The following is a 15063-nucleotide window of genomic DNA, read 5'->3' as shown; positions in this document are numbered from 1 at the left end:
CGTAGGTGTCGGCACTGAAGTCACCCTGAACCTCTTCTTCAGGCTGCGTTCAGTTTGGCGTCAGTTGCGCGCCGGCGCCGGCCCGTCATGGCCATGTCCACCGCCCAACCGGCCATCCAGCATGCCCAGCCGCTCCACAGCGTGTGGCTCAGAAAGTGCGCGCCGCGCAGCTGCTGGCCGACGCCCAGCACCAGCCCGGCCACGACGACCGCCATGAGCCATCCCCGGGCGAATGCCGCCGAATGCCGCCGCCACACGAACCAGCCGCCGACGAAGCCGAAGGCCGCCGAGGCATGGCCCGCCGGAAAGCAGTGCCCCGGCCCGCCATCGGCCACGCCCCAGCGCCAGTGCGAGACATGCTCGGCCACGCCACCGAAGACACGCAGGTCCCACGGGCAACTGGTCAGGCTGAACTTCTTGAGCAGGGTGACGGCGCCAACCGCCGCCAGCACCGACAGCAGCAGCTGCCAGCGCTCGGGGCGCGACAGCCGGCGCCAGGGGCCCATTGGCAGCCACACGGCAGCCAGCATCCCCAGCACCAGAACCCAGCTGAGCGCCTTGCCCCCTTCGTGCATCAGGCTGGCCAGTGCCCAGTTGCTGCGCAGCGGAAAACCGAAGGGCGTGCCCGGCAGGCTGGCCAGCCACAGGTCGCCGCCCCCCAGGTCCCAGCCGACGAGGGCCGCGGTGACGGCCAGTGTCGGCCAGAGGGGGGAAACGGAACGGGAAGACGCATCCATGGGCGGCGCGCAGCCTAAGCCCGGGCCGTGAATGCAGCCTGAAGCGGCCCACCTCGGCGGCTGGCGCCGGCCCCGGACGGTGCCCCGCACTAGACTCCGCCCCATGCGCATCCTTCTCGTCGAAGACGACCTCAACCTCGCCGACGCCGTCTGCAGTTACCTGCGTGCGAAGGCCTTCATCGTCGATGCGGTGCCCAGCCTGGCGGGCGCGCGCGCGGCGCTGGCCAGCGCGCGCTATGCCGCGGTGCTGCTCGACCTGCACCTGGGCGACGGCGACGGGTTGATGCTCATGCCCGGCCTGCGCACCCTGCCCGAGCGGCCCATCGTCATCGTGCTGACGGCCCGCGACCAGGTCAGCGACCGCATCCGGGGCCTGGATGCCGGCGCCGACGACTACCTGATCAAGCCCTACGACCCCGCCGAGCTGCTGGCCCGGCTGCGCGCCGTGGAGCGCCGGCGCAGCAGCGTCGAGTCGGCCACCGTCCGCCTGGGTTCGCTCGAGATCGACCTGGGCAACGACCAGGTCCGCGTGCACGGCGCGCCGGTCACGCTCACGCAGAAGGAATGGGCGCTGCTGCGCGTGATGGCCAGCCGCCCCGACCGCATCCACAGCCGGGAGACCCTGCTCGATGCGCTGTACGGCTTCGACGACGACACCGACAGCAACACGCTGGAAGTCTTCGTCAGCCGGCTGCGCCGCAAGCTGGGCCGGTCGCACATCCAGACCTTGCGTGGCCTCGGCTACCGGCTGGCTCCTGGGGACGATGCCCCCGACGCCAGTCCGGAGCCGGGCCCGTGAGCGCCCGTCCCATCGACGAGGCCGGACGGCCCGTCGCCTCCGGCGGGGCCGCGGTCCAGAAGGGCGCGCGTACCGACGGCCAGTCCGACGCCGACGCGAGGCCGGAGCGGGCTTCCCTCGCGGCCCGCCTCACGCGCACGCTGATCCTCTCCGTCGGCGCCATCTGGCTTCTGTGCGTGCTGGCCGTCGTCTGGTATGTGGACCGCGAGATCAGCTTCAACTTCGACAACGAACTGGTCGAGGTGTCGCACCGCATGTTCGACATCGCCGTGGAGCAGTACGACAGCCTCTCCGGCGGCAAGAAGCCCGAGCAGCCGCTGGTGGCGCCCGCGCCGCTGTTCATCCAGGACGAAGTGGTCTACCAGATGGTCGACGGCGGCACGCGACTGCTGCTGCATTCGTCCAACGCACGGCCCGACTACTTCGACGTGCCGCTCGCGCCGGGCTTTGCCGACACGCCGGACTGGCGCATCTACACCGTCCGGCATCCCACGCGCGACCTCTTCCTGCAGGTGGCCGACCCGATCTCCGAACGGCGCGAGGCGGTGGACCGCACGCTGTTCGGCCTGATGGTGCCGCTGATCACCGCCCTGCCGCTGCTGGGGCTCGTGCTCTGGCGCATCGCCCGGCGCGAACTGCGGCCGTTGCAGACGCTGGCGGACGAGATCGCCAGCCGCAGCAGCACCGACCTGCGGCCCATCGAGCTGGCGGGCCTGCCGCACGAGCTGCGTTCGGTGTGCGACGACGTCAACCACCTGCTGGAGCGGCTGGCCCAGGCGCTGAACGTGGAGCGCGCGCTGGCCGCCAATGCGGCGCACGAGCTGCGCACGCCGTTGGCGGCGGCCCGCCTGCGCCTGCAGACCGCGCTGGACCACGGCCTCTCGCGCCAGGACGTACAGGCTGCGCTCGATTCGCTGCGGCAGCTGAGCCACCGGGCCGAGAAGCTGCTGCAGCTCTCGCGCGCCGAATCGGGGGCTGCGCTGGCACGGCGGCCGGTCGACCTGGTCAAGCTCGCTGGCGCGGTGGCCGAGGAGTTCTGGCAGGACGCCCGCGCCGCCGAACGGCTCACCCTGCATGTGCCCGAGGAGACGATGTCCCCCGTCCAGGGTGACGTGGATGCCCTGGCCATCGCCCTGCGCAACCTGATCGAGAACGCGCTGCGCTACGCCCCCGAGGGCGCGGTCGAACTGGAGGTGGTCGCACCCCGCACGGTGCTGGTGCGCGACAGCGGCCCGGGCGTGGCACCCGACAAGCTGCAGGCCCTGCGCGAGCGCCACGTCCGGCAGACCGACGACCGCACCGGCTACGGCCTGGGCCTGTCCATCGTCACCACGATCGCCGAGCACCAGGGGGCCGAGCTGCAGCTCCTGTCGCCGCCCCCCGGCCGCGCCCGCGGCTTCGAGGCGCGGCTGTCGATGCCCGGCTGAACTCAGCCGCCGACCAGGGCGCGCAGCCAGCCCGGCAGGGGCTTGGCCTTCTGCGCCGGAAAGTCCACCCAGATGGTCGTGGCGCCACCCGCGGCGCAGATCACCTCGGGCGCCTCGGCGCGGGCCATGGTGGCCCAGCTCTCGAAGGTGGTGCGCGCCGGATCGCTCACGTACATGCGCAGCAGCACGTCGCCGGGATACTCGATCTGGCGGTAGAAGTTGCAGAAGGCATTGACGATCACCATGCCCTCGCCCTTCGGGTCGGGCTGGAAGCCGATGGCGCGCATCCAGTCGATGCGTGCCGTCTCCATGTAGCGGAAATAGCTGCCGTTATTGAGATGGCCCATGGCGTCCATGTCGCCCCAGCGGATGGGGATTGCCATCTCGTAGACCAGCTTCTTCTGTTCGGGAATCTCGATGCGCATGGCATGGCATCGTAGGCCCGTCCGCGGGCCCATCAGGAGCGGTATCTCCCCGGGCTGGCGTCGCCTATGTGACCAGGGCCTGACCTCTAGAATGCGCAGTGCTTCACAGGCGTGCCAGCCCCATGGCCGCGCCCCCTCGAACCCATTCTCCGATCCCACCCGATGACACAAGAAGAGATCCTCGCCCAGTTCGGCCCGCGCGAAGCCATGGAGTACGACGTCGTCGTCGTCGGCGGCGGCCCCGCCGGCCTCTCGGCCGCCATCCGCCTGAAGCAGCTTGCGGCGCTCAACGAAAAGGAGATCTCGGTCGTGGTGCTGGAGAAGGGCTCGGAGCCCGGCGCGCACATCCTGTCGGGCGCCATCATGGACCCGCGGGCACTCACCGAGCTGATCCCCGACTGGCAGGCCAAGGGCGCACCGCTGAACCAGCCGGTCACGGCCGACACCTTCCTGCTGATGAGCGAGACGGGTGCGACGCGCGTGCCCAACTTCATGCTGCCGCCCAACTTCCACAACGAGGGCAACTACATCGTCAGCCTGGGCAACGTGGTGCGCTGGCTCGCGACGCAGGCCGAGGAGCTGGGCGTGGAGATCTTCCCGGGCTTCCCTGCCGCCGAGGTGCTCTACAACGAGGACGGCTCGGTCAAGGGCGTGGCCACCGGCAACCTGGGCATCGGCAAGGACGGCGAGCCGACCGAGAACTTCCAGCTCGGCATGGAGCTGCATGCCAAGTACACGCTGTTCGCCGAAGGCGCGCGTGGCCACCTGGGCCGGCAGCTGATCAACCGCTTCAAGCTCGACGACGGCCGCGATCCGCAGAGCTACGGCATCGGCATCAAGGAGCTGTGGGAGATCGACCCCGCCCGCCACGAGCCTGGCCTGGCGATCCACACCGCCGGCTGGCCGCTGCCCAACGACACCTACGGCGGCTCCTTCGTCTACCACGCCGAGAACAACCAGCTGATCATCGGCTACGTGGTCGGCCTGGACTACCAGAACCCGCACCTGAGCCCCTTCGAGGAGTTCCAGCGCTTCAAGACGCACCCCAACATCCGCTGGTACCTCGAAGGCCAGGACCAGGGCCTGAAGCCCGCCAAGCGCATCTCGTACGGCGCGCGGGCCATCACGGCCGGCGGCCTGCTCTCACTGCCCAAGACGGTGTTCCCGGGCGGCGCGCTGATCGGCTGCGAAGCCGGCTACCTCAATGCCAGCCGCATCAAGGGCAGCCATGCCGCCATCAAGACCGGCATGCTGGCCGCCGACGCCGCTTTCGAGGCGGTGCAGGCCGGCCGCCAGTTCGACGAACTGTCGTCTTACCCCGAGGCCTTCGAGAAGAGCTGGCTGCACACCGAGCTGTACAAGGCCCGCAACTTCAAGCAGTGGTTCAAGAAGGGCCTGACGGTGGGCACGGTGATGACCGGCATCGAGCAGTTCGTGCTGCGCGGCCACATCCCCTGGACCATCCACCGCACCGAGGCCGACCATGCCCGTCTGAAGCCGGCGGCCGAGTGCAAGAAGATCGCGTACCCCAAGCCCGACGGCAAGCTCACCTTCGACCGCCTGAGCTCGGTGTTCATCAGCAATACCAACCACGAAGAGAACCAGCCGGCGCACCTGACGCTGAAGGATCCGACGGTGCCCACGCGCATCAACCTGCCCCAGTACGCCGGCCCCGAGAGCCGCTACTGCCCGGCCGGCGTGTACGAGTTCGTGCCCGACGAAGCCGCCGGCGGCGGCAAGGAGCGGCTGCAGATCAACGCGCAGAACTGCGTGCACTGCAAGACCTGCGACATCAAAGACCCGACGCAGAACATCGTGTGGGTCACGCCCGAAGGCGGCGGCGGGCCGAATTACACCGGCATGTAAGCAGCAAGGGCGCCATCGGCGCCCTTCTTCTTTTTGGCAGGTTCACGGCCCGCGCAGCAGACCACCACGGCCTGCGCCTGCGAAGCTCAGGCGCGCGCCGGCACCTGCTGCGCCTGCTCGGCCCGCGCGTCGTGGCCGACCAGCAGCACCAGCACGAAGGCCAGCACCGACAGCAGCGCCAGGAACATGACCGCGAACACGTCGTTGCCCATGCGGTCGCGCAGCATGCCGAAGATCGTCGGGCCGATGTAGCCGCCGAGGTTGCCGATGGCATTGATCCATGCGATGCCCGCCGCCGCGGCCACGCCGCTCAGGATGGCAGTGGGAAAGGTCCAGAACACCGGCAGCGCGCTGAAGATGCCGAACGCGGCCAGCGTCACCGCCGCCATCTTGGGCACCGGCGCCGCGATGTTGGCCGCGGCCACCAGCCCGACGAAGATGCAGGCCAGCGGAATCAGCAGGAAGGCCTTGCGCTCGCGCCGCGCGTCCGAGGCGCGCGACCAGAACAGCATGGCGATGGCGCCCACCAGGTAGGGGAAGGCGTTGACGAAGCCGACCTCCACATTGCCCAGCCCGCCGAAGCCCTTGATGATCTGCGGCAGGAAGAAGCCCAGGCCGTACAGCGGCACCGTGATGCCCATGTAGATGAAGCCCATGGCGATGACGCGCCAGTTGCGCAGCGACTGCGTCCAGGAGATGGCATGCAGCGCCTCGCGGTTGCGGCGCTCGGCGGCCAGCGTGGTCGTGAGCCACTGGCGCTCCTCGCTCGTCAGCCACTTGGCGTCGGCCGGCCCGTCGGGCAGGCAGGCCAGCACCACCCCGGCCAGCACCAGCGCCGGCAGCGCCTCCAGGATGAACAGCCACTGCCAGCCGTGCAGGCCCATCGCGCCTTCCATGTTGAGGATGTAGCCCGAAATGGGCGAGCCGATCACCGTGGAAATGGGCACCGCGAACATGAACCAGCCCACGATGCGCGCCCGGTACGCCGCCGGGAACCAGAGCGTCAGGTAGAAGAGGACGCCGGGAAAGAAGCCCGCTTCGGCCGCGCCCAGCAGGAAGCGCACGAGGTTGAAGCTGGTGGCGCCGCCCACGCCGGCCTGGATGGCCGACAGCACGCCCCAGCTGAGCATGATGCGGGCGATCCAGCGCCGCGCGCCGAAGCGCTCCAGTGCCAGGTTGCTCGGCACCTCGAGCAGGAAGTAGGCAACGAAGAAGATGCCGGCGGCATTGCCGAACACGGTGCTGGTGAAGCCCAGATCCTTGGACATCGAGGCGCCCGCGAAGCCCAGGTTGACCCGGTCCAGGTAGGCGATGAAGTAGCTGACCATGAGCAGCGGCAGCAGCCGCCAGCTCAGCTTGGACACGGTGCGCCGTGCGATGTCTTCCATGCGTTGTCTCCTCTTGCCGTCGGATGCGCGGCCGCGCGCTTGCTGCTGCGGGCGCGTCGGACAGTATGGGCGCGCGGCGCGCCCGGCGTGCGGATGGCGTCAGCCCTCGGTCAGCCCCCGGGAGCGGCCTGTCGCCTGCACGACCGGGCGACGCGGTGTCCGCGGACGCTCCGTCCGTGAAAGTCCCGACTCGCTGGGCGGGGGCTGCGGGGCATAGTCAGGATCCCTTCAGGCGCTGGGCAATCCAGCCGCCTTGCTGCAGCGAATCAGGAGACTCCCCCATGAAACTCACCCGCCTGGCCGCCGGCCTTGCACTGGGCCTCGGCATGGCCTGCGCCGCGCTGGCGCAGACCACCATGAAGATCAGCATCTCGGTCGCGCAGAACTCACACCAGGGCGTGGCCATCGACACCTTCGCCAAGGAAGTCGAGAAGCGCACCAACGGGCGCTACAAGGTCCAGACCTTTTACAACGGTGCCTTGGGTGGCGAACGCGAATCCATCGAGGCGGTGCAACTGGGCACGCAGGAGCTGGCCTTCTCGTCCACCGGTCCGGTGCCCAACTTCGTGCCCGAGACCAAGATCCTGGACGTGCCCTTCCTGTTCCGCGACAAGGCCCATGCGCGCGCCGTGCTCGACGGCCCCATCGGGCAGGACCTGCTGAAGAAGTTCGACGCCAAGGGCTTCAAGGCGTTGGCCTGGGCCGAGAACGGCTTCCGCCACATGACGAACAGCAAGCGCGACGTGAAGGCCCCCGAGGACCTCAAGGGCCTGAAGATGCGCACGATGGAGAACCCGGTCCATATCGCTGCGTACAAGACCTTCGGCATCATCACCACGCCCATGGCCTTCCCCGAGGTCTTCACCGCCCTGCAGCAGGGCACGGTGGACGGCCAGGAAAATCCGCTGCCCGTGATCATCTCGGCCAAGTTCGACCAGGTACAGAAGCACCTGTCGCTCACGGGCCATGTCTACTCGCCCTGCATCTTCGTGATGAACAAGGGCGTGTTCGACAAGCTCGCACCGGCCGACCAACAGGCCTTCCTGGACGCCGCCAAGGAGGCCGCCAAGGCCAACCGCGCCCGCGTGGACGAGGACGACGCCCGGGGCGTGGCCGACCTGCGTGCCAAGGGCATGACGGTGATCGACAACCTCGACAAGGCCAAGTTCGTGGCGGCGCTCGCCCCGGCCCAGGCCCAGTTCGAGAAGGACTTCGGCAAGGCCAACCTGGACCGCATCCGCAACTACCAGCCCTGACCGCGCCTCGGCAACACGCCTGCGCCTTTGGCCCGCCCCCGCCGGCGGGCTTTTTCATTCCCAAGAAACGCCTGTGAGATGAAAGACAAGTTCCTGGCCTTCGAACGCCGGACCACCGCACTGTCCATGGCGCTGGCCTGCCTGATGCTGGTGGTGGCCGCGTCGCTCGGCATGTTCCAGATCGTCACCCGCTTCGTGCTGGAGCAGCCGGCCGAGTGGAGCGAGATCCTGATCCGCATCAGCCTGATCTGGATGGTGTTCCTGGGCATTCCCATGGCCTTCCGCCAGGGCGCGATGGTGAGCGTGGACGTGCTCTACCGCTGGAGCCCGCCGCGCGTGCGCCGCCTGCTCGACGCGGCGGTTAGCCTGGCGGCCCTGGCCCTGATCGCCGTCATCCTGTGGTGGGGCTTCGACTACGCGATGCGCGGCCGGGTGCAGTCGATGGCGGGGCTCGAAAGCCTGTCGATGGTGTGGGCCTACCTGGCGCTGCCCGTCGGCGCCGCGTTCTCGATCTTCGGCATCGTGGGCAACTACCTCGACCCCAAGCGCCTCGAACTGGAGACCGCGCAATGACCCCCATCATGGTCGGCACGATGGTGCTGTGCTTCGCGCTGTCGGTGTCGGTGGCGGTGTCCATCGGCCTCGCGTCCATCGTCGGCATCCAGGTCAACGGCGCCAACATGCTGATCTCCGCCAAGGAGATCTTCAACTCGATCAACAAGTTTCCGCTGGCGGCCATTCCCTTCTTCATCCTGGCGGGCAACCTGATGGAGACCGGCGGCATCTCCCGGCGGCTGGTGGAGTTCGCCAAGAGCATCGTGGGCGGCATCCAGGGCGGCCTGCCCATGACCTGCGTGCTGACCTGCATGATCTTCGCGGCGGTGTCGGGCTCGTCGGTGGCCACCACCTTCGCCATCGGCGCCATCCTGATCCCGGCGCTCATCAAGCATGGCTATCCGACCAACTACGCGGCGGCGCTGCAGGCGACGAGCGCCGAACTGGGCGTGATCATTCCGCCTTCGATCCCCATGATCCTGTACGGCGTGAGCGCCGAGGTGTCGATCGGCGAGCTGTTCATCGCCGGCTTCGGCCCGGGCCTGCTGATCAGCGGGGCGCTGATGCTCTTCGTGTGGGTCTACTGCAAATGGAAGGGCTGGGGCAAGAACGATGGCGAGGGCCGCATGCCCTTCGGCCGTGCGCTGTGGCAGGCCGGCTGGGCGCTGCTGATGCCGGTGATCATCCTAGGGGGCATCTATGGCGGCGTGTTCACGCCCACCGAAGCGTCGGCCGTGGCGGTGTTCTACGCGCTGGTCGTCGGCATGGTGATCTACCGCGAGATCCGCCTGCCGGACCTCTACGCCATCCTGCGCAAGTCGGTGCTGTCCTCGGCCGTGATCATGTTCATCATCGCCAATGCGGGGTTGTTCGCCTTCCTGATCACCCGCGCCGGCGTGCCCGAGGCCATCGGCCACTGGCTGGAGGCGGTGCTGCAGTCGCCCACCATGTTCCTGCTCGGCGTCAACGCGGCGCTGTTCGTGATCGGCATGTTCATCGAGACCAGCGCCGCCATCATCGTGCTCGCCCCCATCCTCGCGCCCGTGGCCCAGCACTTCGGCATCGATCCGGTGCACTTCGGGCTGATCATGGTGGTGAACCTGGCGCTGGGCATGATCACCCCGCCCTTCGGCGTCAACCTGTTCGCCGCCTGCACCGTGGCGCGCATCTCGCTCGACAAGATCGTGACGCGGCTGATCCCGTTCATCCTGGTGGTGCTGGCCTGCCTGATGGTCATCACCTACGTGCCGGCGGTGTCGCTGGGCCTGCGTGACCTGGTGTACGGGCGCTGAGCGGCTTCAGATAGCGTCCGCGACGCGCGCCTTGTCCCTTACACTGCGCGCTTCGTCAGGAGAGAGCCCCGCGCGACGGGGCCGCCGAAGGCGCAGGACTCGACGAGTTCCGAACGCTCAGGCAAAAGGACTGGCGGCACGCCCCGGGTTCGGGGCGTTTCCCTGCTGGAGAGAGGCGTCGCGGCCCAGGCCGCGCGTCCACCGAAGGAGCAAGCCCCCATCGCGGGGTGAATCTCTCAGGTAAAGCGGACAGCCGGGGTGGACCACGACAGCCGTCGTGGCGCTGTACACCCCGTGAGATGCCCATGTCCGCTGCTGCCCCCTCTCCTGCCACACCCCTTCTTGACACCCCGCTGCGCGGCCTGCATGTCGAACTCGGCGCCCGCATGGTGCCCTTTGCCGGCTATTCGATGCCGGTGCAGTACTCCGCCGGCCTGATCGCCGAGCACCGCCACACGCGCACCGCCGCCGGGCTGTTCGACATTTCGCACATGGGACAGCTGCGCGTCTCGGGCCCCGAAGCCGCCGCGGCGCTGGAGACGCTGATGCCGGTGGACGTCATCGGCCTGGCACCCGGCAAGCAGCGCTACGGTCTGCTGCTGGACGACGCAGGCGGCATCCTCGACGACCTGATGTTCTTCAACGAGGGCGGCGATTCCTTCTTCGTCATCGTCAACGGCGCCTGCAAGGCGGCCGACATCGCCCATATCCAGGCCCGCATCGGCCGGCGCTGCACGGTGCAGCCCCTGCCGGATCACGCACTGTTGGCGCTGCAGGGCCCGCAGGCGGCGGCCGTGATGACGCGGCTGGCGCCGGGCAGCGAGCGCCACGTGTTCATGACCGGCGGCGCCATGGCCATCGGCGGCATCCCGGTCTTCGCCACCCGCAGCGGCTACACCGGCGAGGACGGCTTCGAGATCTCCGTCGCCGCCGCCGACGCCGAGCGCCTGGCCCGCCTGCTGCTGGCCCAGCCCGAGGTGGCGCCCATCGGCCTGGGGGCCCGCAACTCGCTGCGGCTGGAAGCCGGCCTGTGCCTCTACGGCAACGACATCGACACCACGACCACGCCCGTCGAGGCCGCGCTCACCTGGGCCATCCAGAAAGTGCGCCGCACGGGCGGCGAACGCGCAGGCGGCTTCCCGGGCGCGGACAAGGTGCTGGCCCAGCTGGACGGCAGCGCCCCGGTCGCCCGCCGCCGCGTCGGCCTGGTGGCGCTGGAGCGCGTGCCGGTGCGCGAGCACACGGCCCTGCATGTGCCCGGCGGCGCAGCCATCGGCGAGGTGACCAGCGGCCTGCTGGCGCCCACGGTCGACCGGCCCATCGCCATGGCGTACGTCGATACGGCCCACGCCGTTGTCGGCACCCGCATCGACGCCCTGGTGCGCGGCAAGCCGGTGCCGATGGAGGTCGTTCCCATGCCCTTCGTGCCGGCACGCTACTACCGCGGCTGAGCCGCTGCGCGCGCCCCTCTCCGCCTGCGTTCCGACATGCCGCACCGCGTCCGTGCCGTCAGACAAATGCCGACGCGCCTGCGCCCGGGGCGTACACGCAGCCGCCCCGCCCTGCGCTGATACTCGTCGCTCGACCTTTTCATTCAATCCCCCTCTTCTTCTTTCAGGAGCCCCGCATGACCATTCACTACTCCAAGGACCACGAGTGGATCGAGATCGCCGATCACGAAGCCGCCACCGTCGGCATCACCGTGCATGCGCAGGAAGCGCTCGGTGACGTGGTCTTCGTCGACCTGCCCGAGGTGGGCAAGACCTTCAAGCAGGGCGAAGTGGCCGGCGTGGTCGAGTCCGTCAAGGCGGCCGCCGACATCTACATGCCCGTGACCGGTGAAGTCGTCGAGGTCAACGAAGCATTGCGCGCCGACCCCTCGCTGGCCAACAGCGACCCGATGGGCGCCGGCTGGTTCTTCAAGGTGCTGCTGCAGGACAAGGACATGGCCGAGTTCGACCAGCTGATGGACGAGCCGGGCTACGCCAAGTTCACCGAAGGCGCCTGAGGCCCCCGCCGGCGCGTTCGCGTGGACGCGCTGGCATCACTCCCTCTCCCTCTGGGAGAGGGTCGGGGTGAGGGCCACGGCCTCTCCTTCACCCTCCGCGCTTCCATTTCCCACGGCCCAGAGCTCCCGCTGTGCGAGAGCCCCTCTTTTTTTCTCTTCTTCCCACCACCCCGCCGGTTCGCTGCCATGAGCTCTTCCGCCCCCTCCCTGCGCGACCTCGAGAACCCCACCGAATTCATCGCCCGCCATATCGGCCCCGACGCCGAAGCCGAGGCGCGCATGCTGGCCACCGTGGGAGAAAGCTCGCGCGCGCAGCTCATCGACAGCATCGTGCCGCCCTCGATCCGCCGGAGCCAGCCGATGCAGCTGCCGCCGGCGGTGACCGAGGCCGTGGCGCTGGCCGAGTTGAAGGCCATCGCATCGAAGAACCAGCGCGTGAAGAGCTTCATCGGCCAGGGCTACCACGGCACGCACACGCCAGGCGTCATCCTGCGCAACGTGCTGGAGAACCCCGCCTGGTACACCGCCTACACGCCCTACCAGGCCGAGATCAGCCAGGGCCGCATGGAGGCGCTGGTCAACTTCCAGACCATGGTCACCGACCTGACCGGCATGGCCATTGCCAATGCCTCGATGCTGGACGAGGCCACCGCCGCCGCCGAGGCCATGACCCTGGCCAAGCGCAGCGTCAAGAGCAAGAGCAGCCGCTTCGTCGTTGCCGGCGACGCGCATCCGCAGACCATCGAGGTGATCCAGACCCGCGCTGCGCCGCTGGGCATCGAGGTGGTGCTGGCCAACTCACTGCAGCAATGGAACGATCTGCTAGCCGGCGACTACTTCGCCGTGCTGGCGCAGTACCCCGCCACCAGCGGCCGCATCGACGACCTGCGCGCCGACGCCGAGCTGATCCACGGCAAGCAGGCCGCGCTGATCGTCGCCACCGACCTGCTGGCCCTGACGCTGATCGCGCCGCCCGGCGAATGGGGCGCCGACATCGTGGTCGGCAGCACCCAGCGCTTCGGCATGCCCATGGGCGCCGGCGGCCCGCACGCGGCCTTCATGGCCTGCCGCGACGAGTTCAAGCGCTCGCTGCCCGGCCGGCTGGTGGGCGTGAGCGTGGACAGCCACGGCTCGCCCGCCTACCGCCTGGCCCTGCAGACGCGCGAGCAGCACATCCGCCGCGAGAAGGCCACCTCCAACATCTGCACGGCGCAGGTGCTGCCGGCCGTCGTGGCCAGCATGTATGCCGTCTACCACGGCCCCGCCGGGCTGACGCGCATTGCACGCCGCGTGGCCGCCTATACCGCCATCCTGGCCGCGGGTCTGAAGCAACTGGGCGCGCCGCTGCGCGAGGTGCCCAGCTTCGACACGTTGTCGCTGCACACCAAGGACCAGACCCAGGCGATCCTGGCGAAGGCCCTGTCGCTGGGCCTCAACCTGCGCGTGTACTTCGGCGAATACCTCTGCATCGCCCTGGACGAAACCACGACCCGCGCCGACCTGGCGCTGATCTGGCAGGCCTTCGCCGCCGACGGCCAGGCGCTGCCGCGCGTGGAGGACTTCGAAGCCGAGCTGCCCTCGCTGATTCCCGCCAGCCTGCGGCGCACCAGTGCCTTCCTGACGCACCCGGTCTTCAACACGCACCTCAGCGAGACGGCCATGCTGCGCTACATCCGCAGCCTCTCCGACAAGGACCTCGCGCTGGACCGCAGCATGATCCCGCTGGGCAGCTGCACGATGAAGCTCAACGCGACCAGCGAGATGATCCCCATCACCTGGCCCGAGTTCGCCGATGTGCATCCCTTTGCGCCCGCCGGGCAACTGGCCGGCTATGCCGAACTCGACGCGCAACTGCGCGACTGGCTGTGCCAGGCCACGGGCTATGCCGGCATCAGCCTGCAGCCCAATGCCGGCAGCCAGGGCGAGTACGCCGGCCTGCTGGCCATCAAGGCCTGGCACGAGAGCCGCGGCGACAGCCACCGCAACATCTGCCTGATCCCCTCCTCCGCGCACGGCACCAACCCGGCCAGCGCGCAGATGGCGGGCATGCAGGTGGTGGTGACGGCCTGCGACGCCAACGGCAACGTCGACATCGACGACCTGAAGCGCGCCTGCGAGAAGCACGGCGACAAGCTGGCCTGCATCATGATCACCTACCCCAGCACGCATGGCGTGTTCGAGACGCGAGTGAAGGAGCTGTGCGAGATCGTGCATGCCCACGGCGGCCGCGTGTACGTGGACGGCGCCAACATGAACGCGCTGGTGGGCGTGGCGGCGCCCGGCGACTTCGGCGGGGACGTGAGCCACCTGAACCTGCACAAGACCTTCTGCATTCCCCACGGTGGCGGCGGCCCCGGCGTGGGTCCGGTGTGCGTGGTGGAGGACCTGGTGCCCTTCCTCCCCGGCCATGCGACGGGCGGCAAGCCGGCGACCGTGGGGGCGGTGTCCGCCGCGCCCTTCGGCAACGCCGCCGTGCTGCCGATCAGCTGGATGTACATCCGCATGATGGGCGCCGAGGGGCTGAAGCAGGCCACCGAAACGGCCATCCTCAACGCCAACTACATCAGCGCACGCCTCGCCGACCACTACCCCACGCTCTACGCCAGCGCCAACGGCCATGTGGCCCACGAATGCATCCTGGACCTGCGCGGCCTGAAGGAGAGCAGCGGCGTGATGGCCGAGGACGTGGCCAAGCGCCTGATCGACTACGGCTTCCATGCGCCGACGCTGAGCTTCCCGGTGGCCAACACGCTGATGGTGGAGCCCACCGAGAGCGAGCCGCTGGCCGAGCTGGACCGCTTCATCGAGGCCATGATCGCCATCCGCGGTGAGATCCGTCGCATCGAGGAAGGCGTATGGCCGCGCGAGGACAACCCGCTGAAGAACGCGCCGCACACGGCAGCCACGCTGGTGGCGACCGACTGGGCGCATCCCTACTCCCGCGAGGTGGCGGCCTTTCCGCTGGCCACCCTCAAGCAGGCCAAGTACTGGCCGCCGGTCGGGCGGGTGGACAACGTCTATGGCGACCGGAACCTGTTCTGCAGCTGCGTGCCGGTGAACGAACTGCAGGACGAATCGGCCTAGGACTGGGTTGATCCGGAGCGGCCACTGTCGGCACCCGTGACGGGCGATCTCGGCGCTGTTGTGCGCGGTGTTTGTTGGCTTTGGGCTTTGGGCTTTGGGCTTCGAAGTGTGTGCGCGATGGTCCGGCCCTGGCGCCGGTGAGGGCGTGGCGGCGCTTCAAGTGGGGCGGTCGGCGCTGCGCGCCGACTCCCCTCCGGTGCTCGGACAGACGGGCCGCGGCAGAACT

At 69.0% G+C, this 15063-nt stretch carries 12 protein-coding genes and 2 riboswitches; of the genes, 9 read left to right on the top strand and 3 right to left on the bottom strand.

What is annotated here, in order from left to right; genetic code table 11:
• Window positions 1–38 precede the first annotated feature (38 nt).
• The gene (locus tag ACT54X_RS27625) at window positions 39–737 is read right to left on the bottom strand and encodes a phosphatase PAP2 family protein (RefSeq protein ID WP_354321754.1); all 699 of its coding nucleotides are present in this window, start codon (window positions 735–737) and stop codon (window positions 39–41) included.
• A 103-nt stretch (window positions 738–840) separates the two neighbouring features.
• Between ACT54X_RS27625 and ACT54X_RS27620 the strand changes: the two genes are divergently transcribed.
• Together ACT54X_RS27620 and ACT54X_RS27615 are read left to right on the top strand one after the other, a co-directional pair.
• A complete protein-coding gene (locus tag ACT54X_RS27620) occupies window positions 841–1536 on the top strand; it encodes a response regulator transcription factor (RefSeq protein WP_354321755.1) in 696 nt (231 codons plus the stop codon).
• Window positions 1537–1676: 140 nt separating this feature from the next.
• Entirely contained in the window at window positions 1677–2963 is a 1287-nt protein-coding gene (locus tag ACT54X_RS27615) for an ATP-binding protein (RefSeq protein ID WP_476349834.1), read from the top strand.
• A gap of 2 nt (window positions 2964–2965) precedes the next feature.
• Here the strand turns inward: ACT54X_RS27615 and ACT54X_RS27610 are convergent, their stop codons facing one another.
• The gene (locus ACT54X_RS27610) at window positions 2966–3388 is read right to left on the bottom strand and encodes an acyl-CoA thioesterase (RefSeq protein WP_476349780.1); all 423 of its coding nucleotides are present in this window, start codon (window positions 3386–3388) and stop codon (window positions 2966–2968) included.
• A 162-nt stretch (window positions 3389–3550) separates the two neighbouring features.
• Between ACT54X_RS27610 and ACT54X_RS27605 the strand changes: the two genes are divergently transcribed.
• On the top strand, window positions 3551–5254 hold the full coding sequence (locus ACT54X_RS27605; protein ID WP_476349778.1) for an electron transfer flavoprotein-ubiquinone oxidoreductase: 1704 nt from the start codon (window positions 3551–3553) through the stop codon (window positions 5252–5254).
• Between the two features lie 86 nt (window positions 5255–5340).
• On the opposite strand, the gene ACT54X_RS27600 is transcribed toward ACT54X_RS27605, so the two are convergent.
• Window positions 5341–6642: an MFS transporter gene (locus tag ACT54X_RS27600; RefSeq protein WP_476349776.1), complete on the bottom strand. Its 1302-nt coding sequence runs from the start codon at window positions 6640–6642 to the stop codon at window positions 5341–5343.
• Window positions 6643–6923: 281 nt separating this feature from the next.
• Here ACT54X_RS27600 and ACT54X_RS27595 point away from each other — a divergent pair, with 281 nt between their 5' ends.
• From ACT54X_RS27595 to gcvP, 6 genes are all read left to right on the top strand, one after another.
• Entirely contained in the window at window positions 6924–7898 is a 975-nt protein-coding gene (locus ACT54X_RS27595) for a TRAP transporter substrate-binding protein (protein ID WP_476349774.1), read from the top strand.
• A 78-nt stretch (window positions 7899–7976) separates the two neighbouring features.
• The gene (locus ACT54X_RS27590; RefSeq protein ID WP_476349772.1) at window positions 7977–8471 is read left to right on the top strand and encodes a TRAP transporter small permease; all 495 of its coding nucleotides are present in this window, start codon (window positions 7977–7979) and stop codon (window positions 8469–8471) included.
• Complete coding sequence (locus ACT54X_RS27585; protein WP_476349770.1) at window positions 8468–9745, top strand: TRAP transporter large permease; 1278 nt, start codon at window positions 8468–8470, stop codon at window positions 9743–9745. Before ACT54X_RS27590 ends, ACT54X_RS27585 begins: the two co-directional genes overlap by 4 nt.
• 46 nt (window positions 9746–9791) lie before the next feature.
• A riboswitch (glycine riboswitch) is annotated at window positions 9792–9888 on the top strand.
• Between the two features lie 12 nt (window positions 9889–9900).
• A riboswitch (glycine riboswitch) is annotated at window positions 9901–10008 on the top strand.
• Between the two features lie 42 nt (window positions 10009–10050).
• Window positions 10051–11196: a glycine cleavage system aminomethyltransferase GcvT gene (gcvT, locus tag ACT54X_RS27580; protein WP_476349768.1), complete on the top strand. Its 1146-nt coding sequence runs from the start codon at window positions 10051–10053 to the stop codon at window positions 11194–11196.
• A 176-nt stretch (window positions 11197–11372) separates the two neighbouring features.
• On the top strand, window positions 11373–11753 hold the full coding sequence (gene gcvH, locus ACT54X_RS27575) for a glycine cleavage system protein GcvH (protein ID WP_294378189.1): 381 nt from the start codon (window positions 11373–11375) through the stop codon (window positions 11751–11753).
• A 186-nt stretch (window positions 11754–11939) separates the two neighbouring features.
• Window positions 11940–14837 (top strand): aminomethyl-transferring glycine dehydrogenase, encoded by a 2898-nt coding sequence (gcvP, locus tag ACT54X_RS27570; RefSeq protein WP_476349766.1) that lies wholly within the window; start codon window positions 11940–11942, stop codon window positions 14835–14837.
• Window positions 14838–15063 lie beyond the last annotated feature (226 nt).

Source organism: Pseudacidovorax sp. DMC4 (assembly GCF_056314265.1).
The sequence above is the reverse complement of the archived record's forward strand: the minus strand, read 5'-3'. Positions and strand labels throughout refer to the sequence as shown.

Bases quoted from the DNA above. Each gene is read 5' to 3' on its own strand.
- ACT54X_RS27625 (WP_354321754.1), bottom strand. From the start codon at position 737: ATGGATGCGTCTTCCCGTTCCGTTTCCCCCCTCTGGCCGACACTGGCC.
- ACT54X_RS27620 (WP_354321755.1), top strand. From the start codon at position 841: ATGCGCATCCTTCTCGTCGAAGACGACCTCAACCTCGCCGACGCCGTC.
- ACT54X_RS27610 (WP_476349780.1), bottom strand. From the start codon at position 3,388: ATGCGCATCGAGATTCCCGAACAGAAGAAGCTGGTCTACGAGATGGCA.
- ACT54X_RS27605 (WP_476349778.1), top strand. From the start codon at position 3,551: ATGACACAAGAAGAGATCCTCGCCCAGTTCGGCCCGCGCGAAGCCATG.
- ACT54X_RS27600 (WP_476349776.1), bottom strand. From the start codon at position 6,642: ATGGAAGACATCGCACGGCGCACCGTGTCCAAGCTGAGCTGGCGGCTG.
- ACT54X_RS27595 (WP_476349774.1), top strand. From the start codon at position 6,924: ATGAAACTCACCCGCCTGGCCGCCGGCCTTGCACTGGGCCTCGGCATG.
- ACT54X_RS27590 (WP_476349772.1), top strand. From the start codon at position 7,977: ATGAAAGACAAGTTCCTGGCCTTCGAACGCCGGACCACCGCACTGTCC.
- ACT54X_RS27585 (WP_476349770.1), top strand. From the start codon at position 8,468: ATGACCCCCATCATGGTCGGCACGATGGTGCTGTGCTTCGCGCTGTCG.
- gcvT (WP_476349768.1), top strand. From the start codon at position 10,051: ATGTCCGCTGCTGCCCCCTCTCCTGCCACACCCCTTCTTGACACCCCG.
- gcvH (WP_294378189.1), top strand. From the start codon at position 11,373: ATGACCATTCACTACTCCAAGGACCACGAGTGGATCGAGATCGCCGAT.
- gcvP (WP_476349766.1), top strand. From the start codon at position 11,940: ATGAGCTCTTCCGCCCCCTCCCTGCGCGACCTCGAGAACCCCACCGAA.